The sequence below is a fragment of the Oceanobacter sp. 1_MG-2023 genome (genome assembly GCF_030689025.1).
Classification (GTDB): Bacteria; Pseudomonadota; Gammaproteobacteria; order Pseudomonadales; family Oceanobacteraceae; genus Oceanobacter.
This window is the reverse complement of sequence record NZ_JAUYWA010000004.1, coordinates 138555-157900: the sequence shown is the minus strand read 5'-3', so window position 1 is coordinate 157900 and position 19346 is coordinate 138555. Positions and strand designations below refer to the sequence as shown.

At 53.2% G+C, this 19346-nt stretch carries 21 protein-coding genes; 14 read left to right on the top strand and 7 right to left on the bottom strand.

Features of this window, described 5'->3' with window-relative positions:
* Positions 1 to 16: 16 nt before the first annotated feature.
* Both glgC and Q8W22_RS04675 read right to left on the bottom strand, forming a co-directional pair.
* Positions 17 to 1288 (bottom strand): glucose-1-phosphate adenylyltransferase, encoded by a 1272-nt coding sequence (gene glgC / locus Q8W22_RS04680; protein ID WP_303432271.1) that lies wholly within the window; start codon positions 1286 to 1288, stop codon positions 17 to 19.
* A 563-nt stretch (positions 1289 to 1851) separates the two neighbouring features.
* The gene (locus Q8W22_RS04675; protein WP_303432269.1) at positions 1852 to 2703 is read right to left on the bottom strand and encodes an SIR2 family protein; all 852 of its coding nucleotides are present in this window, start codon (positions 2701 to 2703) and stop codon (positions 1852 to 1854) included.
* A 588-nt stretch (positions 2704 to 3291) separates the two neighbouring features.
* On the opposite strand from Q8W22_RS04675, the gene nifH reads away from it, so the two are divergent.
* From nifH to Q8W22_RS04615, 12 genes are all read left to right on the top strand, one after another.
* Positions 3292 to 4176: a nitrogenase iron protein gene (nifH, locus tag Q8W22_RS04670; RefSeq protein ID WP_303432267.1), complete on the top strand. Its 885-nt coding sequence runs from the start codon at positions 3292 to 3294 to the stop codon at positions 4174 to 4176.
* A 146-nt stretch (positions 4177 to 4322) separates the two neighbouring features.
* Positions 4323 to 5801: a nitrogenase molybdenum-iron protein alpha chain gene (gene nifD / locus Q8W22_RS04665; protein ID WP_303432265.1), complete on the top strand. Its 1479-nt coding sequence runs from the start codon at positions 4323 to 4325 to the stop codon at positions 5799 to 5801.
* 101 nt (positions 5802 to 5902) lie between these two features.
* Complete coding sequence (nifK, locus tag Q8W22_RS04660; protein WP_303432264.1) at positions 5903 to 7474, top strand: nitrogenase molybdenum-iron protein subunit beta; 1572 nt, start codon at positions 5903 to 5905, stop codon at positions 7472 to 7474.
* Positions 7475 to 7762: 288 nt separating this feature from the next.
* Positions 7763 to 7984 (top strand): putative nitrogen fixation protein NifT, encoded by a 222-nt coding sequence (gene nifT, locus Q8W22_RS04655; protein ID WP_303432262.1) that lies wholly within the window; start codon positions 7763 to 7765, stop codon positions 7982 to 7984.
* A gap of 1 nt (position 7985) precedes the next feature.
* Positions 7986 to 8708 (top strand): dinitrogenase iron-molybdenum cofactor N-terminal domain-containing protein, encoded by a 723-nt coding sequence (locus Q8W22_RS04650; protein WP_303432260.1) that lies wholly within the window; start codon positions 7986 to 7988, stop codon positions 8706 to 8708.
* Entirely contained in the window at positions 8705 to 8971 is a 267-nt protein-coding gene (locus Q8W22_RS04645; RefSeq protein WP_303432259.1) for a hypothetical protein, read from the top strand. Before Q8W22_RS04650 ends, Q8W22_RS04645 begins: the two co-directional genes overlap by 4 nt.
* 10 nt (positions 8972 to 8981) lie before the next feature.
* Positions 8982 to 9722, top strand: coding sequence for a 4Fe4S-binding leucine-rich repeat protein (locus Q8W22_RS04640; protein WP_303432258.1), 741 nt, complete (start codon positions 8982 to 8984; stop codon positions 9720 to 9722).
* A complete protein-coding gene (locus Q8W22_RS04635; protein WP_303432256.1) occupies positions 9715 to 10128 on the top strand; it encodes a NifB/NifX family molybdenum-iron cluster-binding protein in 414 nt (137 codons plus the stop codon). The genes Q8W22_RS04640 and Q8W22_RS04635 overlap by 8 nt, the downstream gene beginning before the upstream one ends.
* Before the next feature lie 2 nt (positions 10129 to 10130).
* A complete protein-coding gene (locus Q8W22_RS04630) occupies positions 10131 to 10607 on the top strand; it encodes a hypothetical protein (RefSeq protein WP_305451723.1) in 477 nt (158 codons plus the stop codon).
* A gap of 19 nt (positions 10608 to 10626) precedes the next feature.
* Positions 10627 to 11145, top strand: coding sequence for a hypothetical protein (locus Q8W22_RS04625; protein WP_303432253.1), 519 nt, complete (start codon positions 10627 to 10629; stop codon positions 11143 to 11145).
* Complete coding sequence (locus tag Q8W22_RS04620) at positions 11145 to 11537, top strand: bacteriohemerythrin (protein ID WP_303432252.1); 393 nt, start codon at positions 11145 to 11147, stop codon at positions 11535 to 11537. Before Q8W22_RS04625 ends, Q8W22_RS04620 begins: the two co-directional genes overlap by 1 nt.
* Entirely contained in the window at positions 11534 to 11821 is a 288-nt protein-coding gene (locus tag Q8W22_RS04615) for a hypothetical protein (RefSeq protein WP_305451722.1), read from the top strand. The genes Q8W22_RS04620 and Q8W22_RS04615 overlap by 4 nt, the downstream gene beginning before the upstream one ends.
* Before the next feature lie 60 nt (positions 11822 to 11881).
* Here Q8W22_RS04615 and modC read toward each other — a convergent pair whose 3' ends face one another.
* From modC to Q8W22_RS04600, 3 genes are read right to left on the bottom strand one after another with little or no spacing between them, the layout of a single operon-like run.
* Entirely contained in the window at positions 11882 to 13078 is a 1197-nt protein-coding gene (modC, locus tag Q8W22_RS04610) for a molybdenum ABC transporter ATP-binding protein (RefSeq protein WP_305451721.1), read from the bottom strand.
* The gene (gene modB, locus Q8W22_RS04605) at positions 13075 to 13761 is read right to left on the bottom strand and encodes a molybdate ABC transporter permease subunit (RefSeq protein ID WP_305414471.1); all 687 of its coding nucleotides are present in this window, start codon (positions 13759 to 13761) and stop codon (positions 13075 to 13077) included. Before modB ends, modC begins: the two co-directional genes overlap by 4 nt.
* A 59-nt stretch (positions 13762 to 13820) precedes the next feature.
* Positions 13821 to 14312 (bottom strand): ankyrin repeat domain-containing protein, encoded by a 492-nt coding sequence (locus Q8W22_RS04600; protein ID WP_303432245.1) that lies wholly within the window; start codon positions 14310 to 14312, stop codon positions 13821 to 13823.
* A 225-nt stretch (positions 14313 to 14537) separates the two neighbouring features.
* On the opposite strand from Q8W22_RS04600, the gene Q8W22_RS04595 reads away from it, so the two are divergent.
* A complete protein-coding gene (locus Q8W22_RS04595; protein ID WP_303432244.1) occupies positions 14538 to 14795 on the top strand; it encodes a nitrogen fixation protein NifZ in 258 nt (85 codons plus the stop codon).
* A 35-nt stretch (positions 14796 to 14830) separates the two neighbouring features.
* Complete coding sequence (locus Q8W22_RS04590) at positions 14831 to 16528, top strand: SagB/ThcOx family dehydrogenase (RefSeq protein WP_305451720.1); 1698 nt, start codon at positions 14831 to 14833, stop codon at positions 16526 to 16528.
* Between the two features lie 26 nt (positions 16529 to 16554).
* On the opposite strand, the gene Q8W22_RS04585 is transcribed toward Q8W22_RS04590, so the two are convergent.
* Together Q8W22_RS04585 and Q8W22_RS04580 are read right to left on the bottom strand one after the other, a co-directional pair.
* A complete protein-coding gene (locus tag Q8W22_RS04585; RefSeq protein ID WP_303432241.1) occupies positions 16555 to 17553 on the bottom strand; it encodes a hypothetical protein in 999 nt (332 codons plus the stop codon).
* A 365-nt stretch (positions 17554 to 17918) separates the two neighbouring features.
* A complete protein-coding gene (locus Q8W22_RS04580) occupies positions 17919 to 19037 on the bottom strand; it encodes a DcaP family trimeric outer membrane transporter (RefSeq protein ID WP_303432239.1) in 1119 nt (372 codons plus the stop codon).
* Positions 19038 to 19346 lie beyond the last annotated feature (309 nt).

The window sequence follows — 19346 nt, the reverse complement described above, 5'->3', positions numbered from 1 at the left end:
CAGTTTATCTACCGGATCAGCGGGTCATATGGATGCTTTGCCCCAACATATCGGGCGTGACCAGCACGATGCCGGATTCATCGACGTAAAAGCGCTGACGGTCGGCTTCGGGATCTTCACCAATAATGGTGCCTTCCGGTATTTCGCAATCCTTGTCAATCACCGCATTCTGGATGCGACAATAACGATGTACATTGACGTTTGGCAGCATGACGGTGTCTTTGACATGACAGTAGCTGTGAATCCGGCAGTCACTGGAAATGATCGAGCGCTTGATTCTGCCACCGGAAATAATGCAACCACCAGCGACCAGCGAGTCGATGGCCTCACCCCGGCGACCTTCGTCATCGAAGGTGAATTTGGCGGGAGGTAATTGTGGCTGATACGTCCAGACTGGCCAGTCGCGGTTATAGAGGTTCAGCTCCGGGGTGATGCTGCAGAGATCGATATTGGCCTTCCAGAACGCCTGCAAAGTGCCAACATCCCGCCAGTAAGCCGGTTTACCGCTGGCTTCATCCGTAAATGGGAAGGCCTGGACATTATGCCGTGATATTACGCCGGGAATAATGTCCTTGCCGAAATCGCGGGAGGAATCCGGGTTGTCGTTATCGTCAATCAGGGTGCGGTAAAGAAAATCACTGGAGAAGACATAAATGCCCATGGAGGCCAGCGCTGATTCTGGTTTGCCGGGAATACATTCCGGGTTGGCGGGCTTTTCGCTGAAACGGGTGACTTTCATGTTTTCGTCGATCGACATCACCCCGAAGTCGGAGGCTTCTTCAAGGGGAACTTCGACACAACCGACCGTGACATCGGCACCGGATTGCTGGTGGGCGGCCAACATGCGGGTGTAGTCCATGGAATAAATATGGTCACCACCAAGTATCAGCACATAGTTGGGGGTGTGATGGCGCAAGATGTCGAGATTCTGATAAATGGCATCGGCGGTACCTTTGTACCAGCCTTTATCGATACGTTGCTGGGCGGGCATCAGTTCAACAAACTCACCCACTTCATAACGCATGAAAGACCAGGCCCGCTGGACGTGACGAATCAGCGAGTGGGATTTGTACTGGGTAACCACACTGATTTTGCGAATACCTGAGTTAACACAGTTCGACAATACAAAATCGATAATGCGGTATTTGCCACCAAAAGGAACCGCCGGTTTGGCCCGCCAGCGAGTGAGCTGTTTTAATCGGCTGCCTTCACCACCGGCCAGAACCAGGGCCAGGGTTTTACGAGAGAGGTCGGTTGTTAATGGTGCATCATCGTAGCTCTTGAGCATATGGTTATCCTTTTGCCGAGGTGCTGGCACCGGCCGGTAAGGCGTCCGGGCCTTGATTCCTTGTCCCTGAGCCCTGATGGAAGACAGGTGCTCCAAGGGATGTCGGGTTACTTACAATGATCGCGCAAAGAGGCTGGTTTGATGAGCTGGACATCCGCTGCCAGCGTTTGCCTTGTTATTAGCATCCGCTTTCCTGATGACCGCTTCAAGTGTTTGCTTATGTAGTTATACCTGTCAACGGCAAGGCTCCAAGCTGTTTTTGAACAGGATTACCCACTATGTCAAGGTATAGTCTTTTTGTATGACAAAACAAGGCAAGTTGGATAAGGCAAGAGGGGCGTGCTGAAAGGTCTTATGGTGTGTTATCCAGGGCAGAAGCACGGAAGACTGTATGGGGGAGAAGGCCCGGGGCCGGGTCAGTAATACGACAACAGAGAGGATGGTGAGAACAGAAATGAGGAGTCAATATCAGCCCTCTCACCCACCACGATTAGGCTGAGAGGGCTGAAGCCCATTGGTACGGGTCCAATAAGGGCAACAGGTATCAAGCTATCAACAAGGTATCAAGCCGTCAGTGCTTGTGCTTCAGCCATCAGTTCACTGAAATCGGCTTCAACAATCACCAGGTTCTTTTTGTCGCAGAAGCGACGTTCTTTATCATTAGGTTCGGGCATCAAGACCCAGCCCGCCGGTTCGCCAGCGCTGTACATAATGTCGCTCAACACCATGCGTTCGGTGTCCCGTTGCATCCGCATACCAGCAAACAGGTATTGTTTGCCCTGACGGTATTGTTTGAGGAAACCAGGAATGGCGAAACCTCCCATCAGTTCAGTGATGTAGTCAACATAGTCGGCGTCAGAAGCGATATAACAAGGCTCGGGGACCGGAGTACCCATGGGCTTGAACAGGATCGGCAATTGGCTGTCGACGCTGTCTTGGTCTATTTCGCTGTAGTCACTGCCATCGGACTGGAAAATCCGGAAACGATAGTCGGTGCCAGCGATACGAGAGATACCTACGATCAGGGTATGGGGGCGGCCCTGATAGGCATTCTGCAGCTGGGTGTCGCGATTGATATCAACAATGTAAGGCAGTTCCATATCCGCCAGCCACTGGTGGAAGGGGGACTGGGTCCATTGGCGTTCGCCATACTGGGTGGTCAGAAAGCGCTCGATAAATTTGCGGCCCTTTTTGTTTTCCAGGTTCATCGCCGCACGGGGGAATTCATACATCAGTCGCGGGGCCATGGGTTTACCGCCATTCATTGCCAGTATCAGACTGTCACTGTCGGCAGGAATCGCTTCGCCAGTGGTGGTTTCTACGACACCGTTTAATGTTTCCGCACCCAGGTACGGAATGATCTGCCCTGTACGCAGACCGTTGGTCAGTGTTTGCAGAAGCTCCGAGCTTGCCATGTGGGATTCCTCTCTGTCGTCATATTGGATAAATCGCTTGAGCGTTACCGTGACTGCTTCAATATTCAGGCCAGATTGATGGCGGGCCAGTCTGTTCCGCCAGATCGGCTGTCTGCGCCCTGTGGCCGCTGAATTTCTCTCCTCCCGGCCTTGTTTTTTTGTGTAGCAAAGCAACCGTACGGCTGTTTTTTGGCGTAAAGACGACATTCAGATATAGCTACTTATATAGACTTTTTATCCCCGGATATGGCGATCGATATATGACAATAATCTGACATCAATAGAATCGTCAAAACCCGACAAATTGTTTGTTGGGTGTAGTACATCGTCACTGTTGTTGTCGTGATACATACTGATAATAAATCCTTAACAAAAATAAAAATAACTTAAAAAACAATGACTTATATATTTTATTCGGAATGGCATGAGGTCTGCAGTATTGGACTGGTGAACAGGCAGCACAGGCTTTCGGTAAATGCCGGAAGCGACTGATTTGTTATCAGTAGTGCCAACGAAGCACGGTTGCCTGCCTCCCCGAACCCTTAAGGGTAAAGGTCCTCGCTCGGAAATTTACAGGAGATACAGACTATGGCTATGCGTCAATGCGCCATTTATGGCAAAGGCGGTATCGGTAAGTCCACTACCACTCAGAATCTGGTGGCTGCTCTGGCAGAAGCTGGCAAAAAAGTAATGATTGTTGGCTGCGATCCAAAAGCAGACTCCACTCGTTTGATCCTTCACTCCAAAGCTCAGAACACCATTATGGAAATGGCTGCTGAAGCAGGCACCGTGGAAGATCTGGAACTGGAAGACGTACTGAAAGCCGGCTACGGCGATATCCGTTGCGTTGAATCCGGTGGTCCAGAGCCAGGTGTTGGTTGTGCCGGTCGCGGTGTTATCACGGCCATTAACTTCCTGGAAGAAGAAGGCGCTTACGAAGACGATCTGGATTTCGTTTTCTATGACGTACTGGGTGACGTGGTGTGTGGTGGTTTCGCCATGCCAATTCGTGAAAACAAAGCGCAAGAAATCTACATCGTATGCTCTGGCGAGATGATGGCTATGTATGCAGCCAACAACATCTCCAAAGGCATCGTGAAATATGCCAACTCCGGCGGTGTTCGTCTGGCTGGCCTGATCTGTAACTCTCGTAACACTGACCGTGAAGATGAGCTGATCGAAGCACTGGCTGCCAAAATCGGCACTCAGATGATCCACTTCATCCCACGTGACAACGTAGTACAGCGTGCAGAGATCCGTCGTATGACTGTGATTGAGTACGATCCAACCGCTAAACAAGCGGATGAATATCGTGCCCTGGCCAACAAAATCATCGACAACAAAAAACTGGTTATTCCACAGCCTGTGACTATGGATGAGCTGGAAGAGTTGTTGATGGAATTCGGCATCATGGAAGAAGAAGACGCTTCTGTCGTCGGTAAAACTGCTGCTGAGCTCGCTGCCGAAGCTTAAGCGGTCGGGCTGAGCTGACTCTCCTGAGTTGGCTGCCCATGCTCGGGATAGGACAGATTGGTCCTATCGGAACCCGTGTTGCGCAGGTACCCCCTCACTTGCGCAACCCGGTCTGTTACCCGTTATTAACTTGAAGGAGGCTCACCATGGCCATGTCCCGCGATGAAGTAGAATCGTTGATTCAGGAAGTGCTTGAGGTCTATCCAGAAAAAGCCAAAAAAGACCGCGCCAAGCACTTGACTCCAAACGACCCTGAACTCGAACAATCCAAGAAATGTATTACGTCCAACAAAAAATCCTTGCCCGGTGTAATGACCATTCGTGGTTGTGCCTATGCTGGTTCCAAGGGTGTGGTATGGGGTCCTATCAAGGACATGATCCATATCTCTCACGGCCCGGTTGGTTGTGGTCAATACAGCCGTGCAGGACGTCGTAACTACTACATCGGTACCACAGGGGTGAACACCTTTGTGACCATGAACTTTACCTCGGATTTTCAGGAAAAAGACATCGTCTTCGGTGGTGACAAAAAACTGTCCAAGCTGATCGATGAAATCGAAACCCTGTTCCCGCTGAACAAAGGGATTTCCATTCAATCCGAGTGCCCGATCGGTCTGATCGGTGACGATATTGAAGCGGTCTCCAAAAAGAAAACCGCCGAGCACGGCAAGACAGTTGTACCGGTTCGTTGTGAAGGATTCCGTGGCGTTTCCCAGTCCCTGGGTCACCACATTGCCAACGATGCCGTCCGTGACTGGGCACTGGGTGCCCGTGACGAAGACAACAGTTTTGAAACCACACCATACGACGTTGCCATTATCGGCGATTACAACATCGGTGGTGATGCCTGGTCTTCCCGTATCCTGTTGGAAGAAATGGGCTTGCGAGTTGTGGCGCAATGGTCTGGTGATGGCACCATCTCTGAGATCGAATTGACGCCAAAAGTGAAACTGAACCTGGTTCACTGCTATCGCTCAATGAACTACATCTCCCGTCACATGGAAGAGAAGTACAAGATTCCGTGGATGGAATACAACTTCTTCGGCCCTACCAAAACCTGTGAGTCACTGCGCAAGATTGCTGCCCAGTTTGACGAAAGCATCCAGGCCAAGTGTGAAGAAGTGATTGCCAAGTACCAACCAGAATGGGAAGCCGTGATCGCCAAGTACCGTCCACGCCTGGAAGGCAAGCGCGTCATGCTGTACATCGGTGGCTTGCGTCCTCGTCACGTGATTGGTGCCTATGAAGATCTGGGTATGGAAGTGGTTGGTACCGGTTATGAATTCGGTCACAACGATGATTACGACCGTACTCTGAAAGAAATGGGTGACTCCACCCTGCTGTACGATGATGTGACTGGTTACGAATTTGAAGAGTTCGTGAAAAAGGTCCAACCAGACCTGATCGGTTCCGGCATCAAGGAAAAATACATCTTCCAGAAAATGGGCGTGCCTTTCCGTCAAATGCACTCCTGGGATTATTCCGGCCCGTATCACGGCTTTGATGGTTTCGCCATCTTCGCCCGCGACATGGATATGACCCTGAATAACCCTTGCTGGAAAATGCTGGCTGCGCCATGGAAGAAAACCGAAGCGGAAGACTCCGCTGTGGCAGCAAGCGCCTGATTTCCCGATGCACGAACGGGTGAGGGCGTGGTTGCCCTCATCTGAATCATCCCATTTACCCGCCAGACCACAGATTAGTGGCGCGGGAGAGGAGGACTCTTATGAGCCAGTCAGTAGACAACATTAAACCAAGCTATCCGCTGTTCCGTGATGATGATTACAAAGAGTCACTGAGCAACAAGAAAGCCAGTTTCGAAGAAGCCCACAGTCAGGAAAAAATTGACGAAACCTTCATGTGGACCACCTCTGAAGAGTACAAGGAGCTGAACTTCCAGCGTGAAGCCCTGACCGTCAACCCGGCCAAGGCTTGTCAGCCACTGGGAGCTGTTCTGTGTGCCCTGGGTTTTGAAAAAACCATGCCTTACGTACACGGTTCCCAGGGTTGTGTGGCGTACTTCCGTACCTACTTCAACCGTCACTTCAAAGAGCCAGTGGCTTGTGTTTCTGACTCAATGACAGAAGACGCCGCAGTATTTGGTGGCCAGCAAAACATGAAAGACGGTCTGGAAAACTGTAAGGCAACTTACAAGCCAGACATGATTGCCGTGTCAACCACCTGCATGGCAGAAGTTATTGGTGATGACCTTAACGCCTTTATCAATAACTCCAAAAAAGAAGGACACGTGCCGCAGGAGTACCCAACACCATTCGCACATACGCCATCGTTTGTGGGTTCGCATGTGACTGGTTGGGACAATATGTTTGAAGGTATCGCCCGCTACTTCACCCTGAACTACATGGAAGACAAGGTAGTGGGTAGCAACGGCAAGTTGAACCTGGTACCAGGCTTTGAAACCTATCTGGGTAACTACCGCGTTATCAAACGCATGATGAAAGAGATGGATGTCGATTTCACCCTGCTGTCTGATCCGGATGAAGTACTGGATACCCCGGCTGATGGCCAGTTCCGCATGTACGCTGGTGGCACCACTCAGGATGAAGTGAAAGATGCGCCTAACGCGCTGAACACCATCATGTTGCAGCCTAACCAGCTGACCAAAACCACCAAGTACGTCAAGAACACCTGGAAGCATGCCGTACCTGCGTTGAAGATCCCGATGGGTCTGGGCTGGACCGACGAATTCCTGATGAAAGTCAGCGAAATCACCGGCAAGCCGATTGCCGCCTCTCTGGAAAAAGAACGGGGTCGTCTGGTCGATATGATGACGGATTCACACACCTGGTTGCACGGCAAGAAATTTGCCTTGTGGGGTGATCCGGATTATGTCGAAGGCATGACTCACTTCCTGTTGGAACTGGGCTGTGAACCAACTCATATTCTCGCCAACAACGGTAACAAGCGTTGGAAAAAAATGATGGACGCCATGCTGGCCAATTACCCACAAGGTGCTGACTGTGAAGTTCATGTCGGTAAGGATTTGTGGCATATGCGCTCACTGGTATTCACCAACAAGCCAGATTTCATGATTGGTAACAGCTACGGCAAGTTCATCCAGCGTGACACGCTTTACAAAGGCAAAGAGTTCGAAGTACCGCTGATCCGTATCGGCTTCCCGATCTTCGACCGTCACCACCTGCATCGCCAAACTACCCTCGGCTATGAAGGTGCCATGCAGATTCTGACCACACTGGTTAACTCTGTGCTGGAACGTCTGGATGACGACACTCGTGGCATGCAAACAACTGATTATAACTACGACCTGGTCAGATAATCGCCAGTCGGTTGCAGTAACACCTGTTAGTGGGGTGTTACCGCTGGACCTGCGCGGGGTTGCCCTGTCGCTGGTCGCTGATGGTCAGTTGTTGAAACCGCGAGTTGCCTTTGGCACTCGTGGTTTTCTGGTTTCCGCCAGCTGGATCTCCAGTTGTAACGGATGCCTCAATGTACCTTCTGGTCACACTGAATCGCGCATGGCGTGCTCTGTAAGGAGATTTATCAGCGCATGCAGATCGATAAACAGTGGCTGAACTCATGAATGACAATACCTAGGATGACTCCCATGCCCAATATCATGCTGCGCGAAAACGACAAGGGTGAACTGACCCTGTATGTCCCGAAGAAAGACCAGGAAGATATTATTACCACTATCGAATTTGATTCCGCCGATGCCTGGGGAGGGGAACTGACCCTGGGCGATGGCTCCAGCTACATCATAGCTACCTTGCCAGGTAAACCGGACTTGCCTCTGACCGTCCGGGCAAAACGCGGCGCGGAGGCTTGAGGTGGCCGCGGCGTCAGGGTTAACCGACCACGTCGCGCTGCGGATTGGGATGGCATCGCGGTTGTTGCCCGATATCGCTCTGGCTGAATGGATGGATATCCTGATCCGGGCGGTAGGGTTGCCGCTGACGCCACAACGGCTTGGACGCTTGCGTCTGAATCGCCTGCGCCAGGCTGGTCGAGGCGCATTAAAACCGGTCGACGATGACACTCTGCGCCAAGTGATTGCGCTGTTACGTGGTCAAGGTGTGGATATGCGCCAGTCGGTGCCCTCACCACAGCCTTATCAGGAAGGTGATATGCCAGGATCTGTGCGTATTGCCTGTGCCTCCAATCGTGGTGATCGTGTCGATGGCCCGTTTGGCACCTGTGAACGTTTTCTGGTTTATCAGGTATCGGCACTGGAAGTTCGTCTGATTGATGTTCGTGAAGTACCAGCCCCGAGAGTGCTGGTTGAGCAATACAAGGGTGACAAGCACAGCGCCAGAGCCAATCTGATCCGGGATTGCCATGTGTTATGTGCACTGACCATTGGCGGCCTTGCCAGCGCCAAGGTTGTGAATGCTGGTTTGCACCCGGTCAAATCCGGTACACCTCGGGCTGCCACAGCCATGATGGCTGAGTTTCAACGGGTGCTGGATCAAACGCCACCACCCTGGTTGTTAAAAATTATGGAAGCGTCCGCACGGGCGACCTGGGCCAGACAGCAGGAGAGTTCATCATGAGTAACCGCCATCAACTGCAAGCGATTTTTGACTATGTCGAACAGCAGGGTTTGAGTGAAAAAACGCTGCTCGAGCTGCGTGAACAGTACAAGGGCATGCACTTTACCTGGTGCTTCGATGACGATATCAACTACCCGTTTCCCTACCTGGAAAGGCCGGGATTCAACGTGTTTCTGGTCGATTCCCGTGATCATTGCTCGACCCTGACGCGGGATGTTGAAGTCGCTTCCGGGATCGTATTTGCCGAAATTATTGACGACTAGCGGAGCCAGCATGAATTCCGATACCGAGAATCTCACTCCCATTGGTGACTGTCGCCGTTGTCGCTATCGCGCCAATCTGCTACTGGCAGGGCGCTGCATCCCGGGAGATGCCTGTATTGCGGTAGATAGCGGTCGGCAAATGGATCGTTTCTTACGTTTTAACCCAGAGCTGGCACGGCATTACCTCGCCGATGCCTTTTGGGAGCGGCGCGCCATCGCGGTTCGATATGCGCCGCTGGACGACCTGAACCAACTGGTGACGGATTCTGATGAAGCGGTGCGCCGAGCCGTTGCCTATCGTCTGCCGCGAGAGCAACTGCACGCCCTGATGAACGACGAAGACCGGGAAGTGCGTATTACCGTGGCCGATCGCTTGCCGCTGGAACAGCTGGAAAAAATGGCGGTTGATCGTGATTACCTGGTGCGAGCCTATGTCGTTCAACGCCTGCCGGAAGGACGACTGTTCCGCTTTATGCGAGATGAAGACCGCCAGGTGCGCAAGATGGTGGCGAAACGCCTGCCGGAAGAAAGTCTGGTCATGATGGCTTACGACCCGGAACCGGAAGTACGCCGTATTGTTGCGTCCCGGCTACAGGGGCCGGACGTCGTGGTGCTGCTTGATGACCCGGACTGGACCGTGCGACTGGAAGCGGTGGCCAATGCTCCGCTGGATGCCCTGACCCCGGTTCTGGATGACGACGACAGTGAAGTCCGGGAAGCGGCTGCGGCGCGGTTAAACGTTCGTGTCTGAGTCGATATCTGTGCCTGGGACTGGGCCGGTAGCATCATCCAGCTGGCGCGTAGCGGTTGCCAGCAAGGATGATATCTCGATCAATCAGCACTTTGGTCACGCCCGTCACTTTATTATCTATCAATTGAGCCAGGCAGGGATTGAGCGGCAGGAGCAGCGAGACGTTGGACTGTATTGCCACGGCCATAGCGCGGATCATGCCGCCATGGCCGATATCCTGACCACGATCAAGGACTGCGACGCCGTGCTGGTGGCTCGTGTGGGTGACGGCCCAGCCGACAAGCTTCGTGCTGTTGGGGTCGAGCCGGTCTCTGACTATGCGTATCTGGGGATCGAAGAATCATTGCACGAATATCGCGATCGCTGTCTGGCACAGCAGCCAACCACCGTCAAAAGGGAGCCATAGCCATGTTGACTGACCCAACCTTGTCTGCCGAGCTGACCGTCGAGGCACAGGTCCGCGTCTGGGTGATCAATCACCCCTTGACCCCAGAGCAAGTGGATTGCGCCACCACCGTGATGCTTAAGGTACTGGATGGTAAATGCAAAATGCCCCGACATGAAAAAGTGCGAATGAGCTGGCTTTACGATGCCGTCAAACACCAGCCCGGCGAGTTGCTGGGGGGTGATACGCACGCGCTGATCGTACGCGCTCGCCAGTGTCTGTATCGGGCCAGAGTGCAATCCCAGGCAGCCGAATTGCCGGATGAATCGTTGGCAGAGCTGGACCCGTCACTGACTCTGGCCGTTTACGAGCGGCGCTTGTTGGCAGAAACCCGGCTGACACGACCAGTGATGAAAGCCTTCAAACGCTGGATTCGGCAGCAGGGACTGCTGCCCGAAACCCTTGCCCGCCAATCCAGTACTTCGGTAAATGCCGCCTGACTCGGGAGTCCGACTGACCATGCTGGTACGAGAACTGTTTAACGATGCCCCCTTGAGTCCTGATGGTCTGATCTCGCTGGAGGTGCAGCGGCTTTTGCGTGAACCGATTGATATTGCCCGTGACTGGCACCGGGCCGAACGACTGTTGCAACAGGTTGCCGAGCATCTGCCGGATCAGCTGGAAGTACAAATCGCACTCTACAAAATGTATGCCTATGCCAACTGTCTGGATGCTGCCCGGCAACTGATTGGACAGGTTTTACAGCGGGCCGCGCAACAAGCGGGTTTTCAGCCCGACTGGCGTTTATTAAGTCCGGACTCGCCACCGTTTGACCAGCTGCCAGGTACGGGCATTCATGGTCCGGTGCGCTTGTACCTGTACAGCCTGAAAGCCCTGGGTTTTGTGTCGTTGCGGGCGGGGCATATCGAACTGGCTGAACAGGTGCTGACAAAATTATTGCTACTGGACCCACGAGATGAAGTGGGTGGTAGCGTGGTGTATCAAATGGCTCTCAGCCTTGCGGATGATGATAGTTAATGACCACTGACCCAACCACTCCCCAGTTAATGCTTGGTCACGCTGATATTGATGCCGACCATCAGCAATTTACCGAGCGACTGGCACAACTGAAAGCCGCTTCCGGCGCTGCATTTATTCAGCAGTTTGGCCAGCTGACCGATCACTTGGCCGAGCATTTTGAGCGTGAAAACAGCCTGATGATGCAATCCGGTTATCCTGCCAGCGCCGAACATCGGGGCGAGCATAACCGGGTGCTGGGCGAGATGACCAACTTCCGTGCCCGTGTTGAAGCAGGGCGGGTGCGCTTTGGTCGCGCCTATGCGCTGGAGCAATTGCCCGGCTGGTTTGATTTGCACGTCAGCACCATGGATGCGGCACTGGTGGAGTACCTGAAAAGGAGTCCGCTATGACAAAGGATATACCGGTAAATGCTGAGGCCCTGGATAGCAGCAGCCATTATCTGCTGCAGCTGGAAGGCAAGTTACGTGCAGCGGTTGAGCTGCGACCAACCCGACTAACCGACAATTGGTTGCTTCTTGTGCACTTGTTTTACGATGGCGATACGGCCGGCACCACCAGTTTTAACCTGCATGGTTACAGCCGTGAGGAAGCAGAAGCGCTGGCGGCCAATCTGCAAGATAATGCTTACCTGATGAAAGAAATCGACGAATATCTATGGGGTGAAAGTGACTGAATCGCGTTGCAGGGACTGACGCCAGGCAGCTATCGCCAGCGTCAATCCAGCTGCCGCAATTTACACCAGCGCTGCAGATTTTACCTGTGCCCACAGCGTTTTGCCGGGCGTCAGCGCCAGGTGCATCACCGAACGTCGTGTCATGCGTGACAGCAGCAGAGTTTCTCCCACCTTGACCCGTACCAGCGCCAGAGAATGGTGTTCATCGTCACTGATGGCTTCGACAATGCAGGGCAGGGCGTTGACGATACTGGTGTCATCATGGCGGCTCAGGGACAGGCTGACGTCACTGGCCAGAATCCGTACCCGCACTGGCTGGTCAAGATCGTCGGCATGGGAGCCGGTGTTGTCGCTGGCACTGGCTGTCGATCCATCCGGGGGGAGATTGCCAACCTCCGGATCACTGATCCAGATAGAGCCGTCATCATCCTGGCTGTGTTCCGGGTGGGCAAAACCGATACGCACCAATTGCCAGTGGCGGTCACGCTCGCGGATATGACCCTGCAGTACCACGCTGGCTTCTTCCCCCTGCTGGAGCGGCGAATTGATTTGGGTGAGGGTGTCATTCAAGGTGCCGCTGGCAATCACCCGTCCATCCTTGAGTGCCACCAGATAATCGGCCAGCCGGGCGACTTCTGCCGGGGAATGAGTGACGTACACAATCGGTACATCCAGATGGGTTTTCAGGCGTTCAAGCCAGGGCAAGATCTCTTGTTTGCGGCGTTCATCCAGAGATGCCAGAGGTTCATCCATCAGTAACAAACGTGGTTTGCTGAGTAAGGCGCGGGCAATGGCCACCCGCTGGCGTTCGCCGCCCGAAAGCTGGTGAGGGTAACGCTTCAGGGTGTGGTGGATACCGAGCAAATCAATCGCCTGTTCAAAATCCTCCTTGTCGACCTTGCCGCGAGCACGCTTGATCGCAAACTGCAGATTACCGGCCGCGGTGAGGTGGTCAAACAAGCTGGATTCCTGGAAGACATAGGCCAGTGCCCGTTGAAAGGTCGGTACAAAATGCTGTTCGTCTTGCCAGCATTGGTCTTTAAACAGCAAAGTGCCATTGGCTCGTTCAAGCCCGGCGATATAGCGTAACAGCGTGGTTTTGCCTGAGCCGGAATGGCCAAACAGCACACTGACTCCCCGGCCCGGAAGGGTCAGGTCAACATCCAGAGTAAAATCCGGGCGCTGCAAATGACAGCGTACTCGCAGGTCATCCTGGACCTGGGTTGCTGCAGACTCTTGTTTGGTAACAGTATTCATAGCAGTGGTTTGGCTCCCTGATCGCGACGAAATCCGTATAACAGCAGTAGCACTACAAAGGAAAACACCACCATACCGCCAGCCAGGGTGTGGGCGCGGCCATACTCCAGCGCTTCGACATGATTATAAATCTGCACAGAAATAACCTGGGTGACACCGGGAATATTACCGCCGATCATCAGTACCACACCAAATTCGCCAATCGTATGCGCAAAACCCAATACGGCAGCGGTGTAAAAACCGGGACGCGCAAGAGGCAAGATCACATGGAAGAAGGTATCCCATGGCCCGGCCCCCAGAGTGGCGGCGGCTTCCCGCGGGCGCTCGCCCAGGGCTTCCAGCGCGTTTTGTATTGGTTGTACAACAAAAGGCAGGGAATAAAACACCGATGCCACCACCAGACCGGCAAAGGTAAACGGCAAGGTTCCCAGTCCCAGGCTTTGGGTCAGTTGACCAATCAGGCCGTGCGGCCCCATGGTCAATAGCAGATAAAACCCCAGCACGCTGGGCGGCAAGACCAGTGGCAACGCCACCAGCGCACTGACGGGGCCGCGTAATGGGTGGCGGGTATGGGCCAGCCACCAGGCAATAGGAGTGGCGATCAGTAAAAGAATCGCGGTCACCAGGACGGCAAGTTTGATCGTCAACCAAACGGCGGTGAGGTCTTCACTGGAAATATCCATTTAAAAATTACTCTCCATCGATACCAGTCAGGTTTTGTGGTTGACCGGCCGGTCAGGTTTCAGGCTTCTGCTGCGCGTGTCCGGGAAGGCTTGAGCAACCGCAGGCAGTCAATATTACTGGCCAGATCGAGGGCGGTAAAACCGTCGAGTGTTGCAGCCTGGGTATCGGCCCCTTTTTCGAGCAGCCAGGCCACCCAGGAAGCTTTGCCGCTGGACGCAGCATACATCAGGACGCTGGCACCGTTGTCATTGAGGTTATCGATATCGATGCCCAGAGTGACCAATAAATCAGCGATGGCATAGTCATTGGCGACCACGGCAGCCCACAACGCGTTGGTGCCATCCATATTGCGGTGATTCAGCGCCATGGCAGGTTCGCCGACGATAGCAAGGTCGGCGACCACATCCAGACGCCCCTGGCGGCTGGCCAGAATCAGCGGCGTATCATTGTAGCGAGCTGGTCTGTCAGGACGCTGAGGATCAAAGCCGTGCTCGATCATCCAGCTGATCGTGGCAGGCTGGAGGGTAACAGGTTCCAGTGAAACAGGCATAAAGCAACTCCTCTGTGGCAAGGGCATGGCAAAGCTTTTGCTCTGCATAGGGTATTCCAGAGAAAGCAGTGACGACCCGTTGTCATGTTCACGTTGTGACAACCCGCTGTTTTCAAGGGAAAACCTTATCCGGCACCGGTTATGGCCGACGTTTGTAACCGACCGATACTGTGGTGATTGTCGTTAATACGACACGACAAAACCAACAACGACAGGAGTTGCGACATGACACAATGGCAAAAAGGCGATGCTGTTTTCGCCACCGTTACCATCATCAATGATGGCTCTGTGCCGAGTGCACCGGAAAGCCATGTCTTTGCCGAACCCGGCACCATGGGCATGCTGATCAACACCGGGCATCTGGAAGAAAACCCGGAGCAGGAGATGCTGCTGGTGTGTTTTCCTGATGAAGCAGGCAATCCATTTCATCTGGTGACCTGTTTTCCAGACGAAATCAGCGCGGAACCGCCAGTTACCCATTAACCCTATCGCCCATTAACCCTATTGAGTGAGGCCGTATGCCAATCCGGGAATACCACCAACGTACCCGACACTTGCCGGATGCTTACGCTGCCGGGCCGGAAAGCCTCGATTGGGATGCCCAGCCGAACCCGTTCCGCCGTTATGACGGTGCTCGTCTGGTTCCCTTGCCTTTGGGGGCTACCGACCTGATGGCCCGGCCGGATGCACGCCGTTGGGAGCAGCTGTGGCAGCCGTCGGTCGGGCAATCGTCCGAAGCGGTTGTGATTCCGGATCTGGCACAGCTGGGGTTATTGCTGGAGCTGTCATTGGCCTTGTCGGCCTGGAAACAATTTGGCAATGCCAAGTGGTCACTACGGGTGAATCCATCCAGTGGGAACCTGCACCCGACCGAGTGTTATCTGTTGGTGCGCTCGATGGCGGGGTTGGAAGACGGGGTGTATCACTATCGGCCGGATCAACACGCACTGGAGTTGCGTTGTCCGTTGGGCCTGGAGGAGGAAAGTCCGGAACCCTTGCTGTACCTTGGCTTGAGTTCCGTACATTGGCGGGAAGCTTGGAAGTATGGCGAGCGGGCTTATCGTTATTGTCAGCTTGATGTGGGGCATGCATTGGCTGCGGTCAGTTTTGCGGCATCCACACTGGGCTGGCATCAGCACCAGATCCGGCCGGTGGCGCTGGCGGACTCAACACTGGCCAGCTTGCTGGGGCTGGATCGCCCACAGGATCTGCAGCAAGCCGATGGTTCAATGGCAGAAGCCGAGCATCCGGATTGTTTATTGAATCTACTGGCCAACAGGCATCCTGATAGCGCGTCAGCAGAAGAAGCAGAACAAATCATCGCCTGGCTGGGGCAGCAGAAAGAGTGGATGGGCAGGGCCAATGTGCTCGACCCCCGGCATATGTATCAGTGGCCGGTTATTGACGAAGTGGCCGCAGCTGCTCGTATTCCAGCCACCAGTCCAGCCTCGGCAACCACACGTTTGGCCGCGGCGGACTGGCCAGCACCTGCCATCGCCAGCGGTTCTGAAGCCCGGCAACCGGCGGCCCGGCTGATTCGACAGCGTCGTTCGGCGCAGGCATTTGATGCTGCCGGAGGCATGGCGTTGGCGGATTTCTATACCTTGTTGGATCATTGCCTGCCACGATCGGATTACAGCCCGTGGCATACCTTGCCACTCAGCCATGGTATCCAGCTGATGCTGTTTGTGCACAAGGTTGAAGGCTTGCCCTCTGGCTTGTACTGCCTGCAACGTGATACCGGTCGGTCATTGACTGATATGCAGGCGTCGTTACGGGCAGAATTCCAGTGGCAGCCGGTGGAGTCAGCTCCGGAACATCTGCCGTTTTATCGGCTGCTGGCGGCTGGTACCCGACGTACCGCCATGCGCCTCAGCTGTCAGCAGGCCATTGCCGGGGAGAGTGCCTTCAGTCTGGCGATGCTGGCCGATTGTGACGGCATGGAGGCGGAGCCATGGCGCTATCGCCATCTATACTGGCAGGCCGGTGCCATAGGACAGGTGTTATATCTGGAAGCCGAAGCGGCGGGACTGCGAGGTACCGGTATCGGTTGCTATTACGACGATATGGTGCACAACCTGTTGGGGCTGCAAAACGACCAGCAACAGGTGTTATATCATTTCACCGTAGGGGTACCGGTGATCGATCATCGTATTACCAGCTGGTCTGCTTATGGAAAAGCGTCTGTGGAACCGTCACCGCCGACCGGGGTTTAGCCCTGTCGGAGCGGTGGGTTATCCGGTTATTTGAAGTTCCAGCCCAGCGATAGATAGGACGCCGCCGCATACAGGGTATTTTCTGGCAGCGTGACTGAATCCAGGGCGTTGGACCATTCCTGCAGTTTGTCGCGATGACTGTACAGCCCGGTAAAGAGCAGCATGGTGCTCAGTTTGCGGCTGAACTGGTAGCCGATGCCCAGCTTGCCAGTGACATCCAGGCCACCACCAAAGGTGCGGTCTAGAGAGCCGCTATGGCTGCTGTTAAGGATTTTTTCGTAGACCGGTGTGCCCACTTCCAGTGAGAACTGATAACGCATACCACTGGACTGGTTCATGAAGTAGCTGTCGTAAGCAATGCCCACCATGACACCAAAATTACTGGCATCCTCAAATACAACCGTCTGGTTGGCTTCCGGCTCGTTCTTGATGGCCGCAAAATACTCGTCTTCGCTGGTGATCGAATCGACCTGATCGATGTACTGTTGTACCACTTCCATCATGGCCGGATTATCGCGAATCGAGTTTTCGATCGTACTGTTGTAGGCATCGTTGGCCGAACCTGTACTCCAGTCAAAGCGCGAAAACGCTGTCTTCTGGTAGTGCATGCCGGCGGATGTATACCAGCCATTCTGGAAATGATACGACATCATCATGTCCAGGGTCTGAAAGCTCAGCGAGGTGGTATTGTGCTGGACGTAACCATTTTGCCCTTGCATTTCCCAGTCTTCGTCGTTTTCAAAGCTCAGCAGGGTTGAGGCGGAGATAATCGAAAACCCCAGTTTTTCATTAACGGCAGTGTAACCACCGGAACGCTGGACAAAATTGACGGCTTCGAAAGACGACTTCATATCAACGCCGTAATAGTCGTTCAACTCTTCGCTATAGTTGATGTATTGCATACCAGCAGCACCAAACACACTGAAAGAGCGGTTTTCATATTCTGCTATTGCTGGCGTGGATACGGCTGTTATCGCAGCAAGAATCAGAGTTCGGCACAACGGGTTGGATAATTGTCGATTCATGTAAGGCTTCCTGCGGACTGAATGTGACAGAACTATACAAAAACGAAAGAATCAAAAGAAGCTTTTGTTTAAAAAACAAGCACTCAAGCACTTGTTCAAGTACTGGAATAGCAAGGGAATACTGAAGCGAAAGGCTCAAGCGAAAGGCGGTGAGATCGGTAAAACAACCGCTAATAACCATCATGACGTAACGGTTTGCGCAGTGATTGTCCCAGATATGATGAATAGCTATTCATTAGCAATTTGGGCTGATCAGGCCAAGAATAAAAAGTGCTGCCAGTATCGGATTATACGTGCGGATATCATAATGGCAGCGACAAAAAACCCGACATAACGTCGGGTTGTTTGTCGATCGAAAGGATAAATCAGAAGGCGTATTTGGCAGTAAACTGCGCACGCGTCATATCACCATCAACACCGCTTTCTTTTTCCAGTGTGGCTTTACTCAGCTCAACACCGTAAGTCATTTTCTCAGCTGGGCTCCACATCACGTTGGCACGCATGCTTTTGGAAGACTTGTTCACACTGTCTCCCGCATCGGCATGATTGTCAGCAGAGACCATGCTGTAACCAACGGTGCTGCGAAAGCTGTCATTCCAGTGGTGGCGATAACCAACAAATGCGGCTGTTACGTCATTACCAACCAGATCACCTTTATTGGTCAGAGTTGCATCGCTGGACATGGCCAGGCCAACGTAGCGGGCAACGTGACCCTTGGTGATGCTGAACTTCAGATCATCCTTGCCAACCATCAGTTTACCGGAAACGTTCATACCGAAGCGCATGATGGATTCATCAATGTTATTGGCTTCGTCCTTGTATGACAGGTTACGGGCGATACCCGCCACCGACAGATCGGCATTACCCGCTTTGAAGTTATAGCGAGCCACCAGGTCTGGCAGAGCGGAATCATCTGTATTACCAACACCGTTTACAGTGGTTGCCGGATTTTCCAGTGCCAGTTGCAGGCCGCCATTGGTATAGCGGATCTGGGCCTGACGGGCAAAAACAGTACCATCACTGACGCCGAGGAAGTCGACGGTTTCCAGCAATGCTCCGGTGTTCATGAAGGTTGTCCAAGTCTGACCAAAGGTGTAGTTGCCGTGCTTGAAGAAAGCATGACGCAGACGTGGTGAGTTGGAGTTGGATACCACCTCGTTGCCTGTTCCGGTCAGAAAGTCCATTTCAACAAAGGTAGTGACTTTTTCGCCAGAGTTGAGGGTAGTAACGGTTTTGAAGTTAATGCGAGATGTTTGCGCACCCATATCAAAGGCGCTGCTGTCGTTGCCAGCAGTACCGGTTGGGATTGATGAAGGAACATAAAAATCGCGACCACTGCTGGTCGAAGTGATTTCACCTTCAGAGTAGTTGGACATCATGGCATCTACTTTGATGTAGCCGCCGTAGCTGAATTCTGTGTTTGCAGCTTGTACCGCCATCGGCAGGGTTGCCGTAGCCAACAAGATCAGTGAGATTTTGCGCATGTGCTCGCTCTCCTTTTGTAATTATCATTGTTCTGCGCAGCCACTATGGTTAGTCCCCTATGAGGATAAAATTAGCCAAAAGTCGTACCGCTAAAGCGACACTGGTATAACTACCTATAGCCGACTAAATCGGCTAAATGGCTGATGTAACTTATGTTTTTAGTGGTGTTATGCTCAGGATCATATTTTCTAAACCGTTATTGATACGCGGTTTCGTGATGTTCAGACTGGTACAAATCCACACACTGCAAGGGTTTGAGTGTGTATGGTGTGTTGTTGGGAACGGGGCAAGAGCGAGTGGTTGTGGTA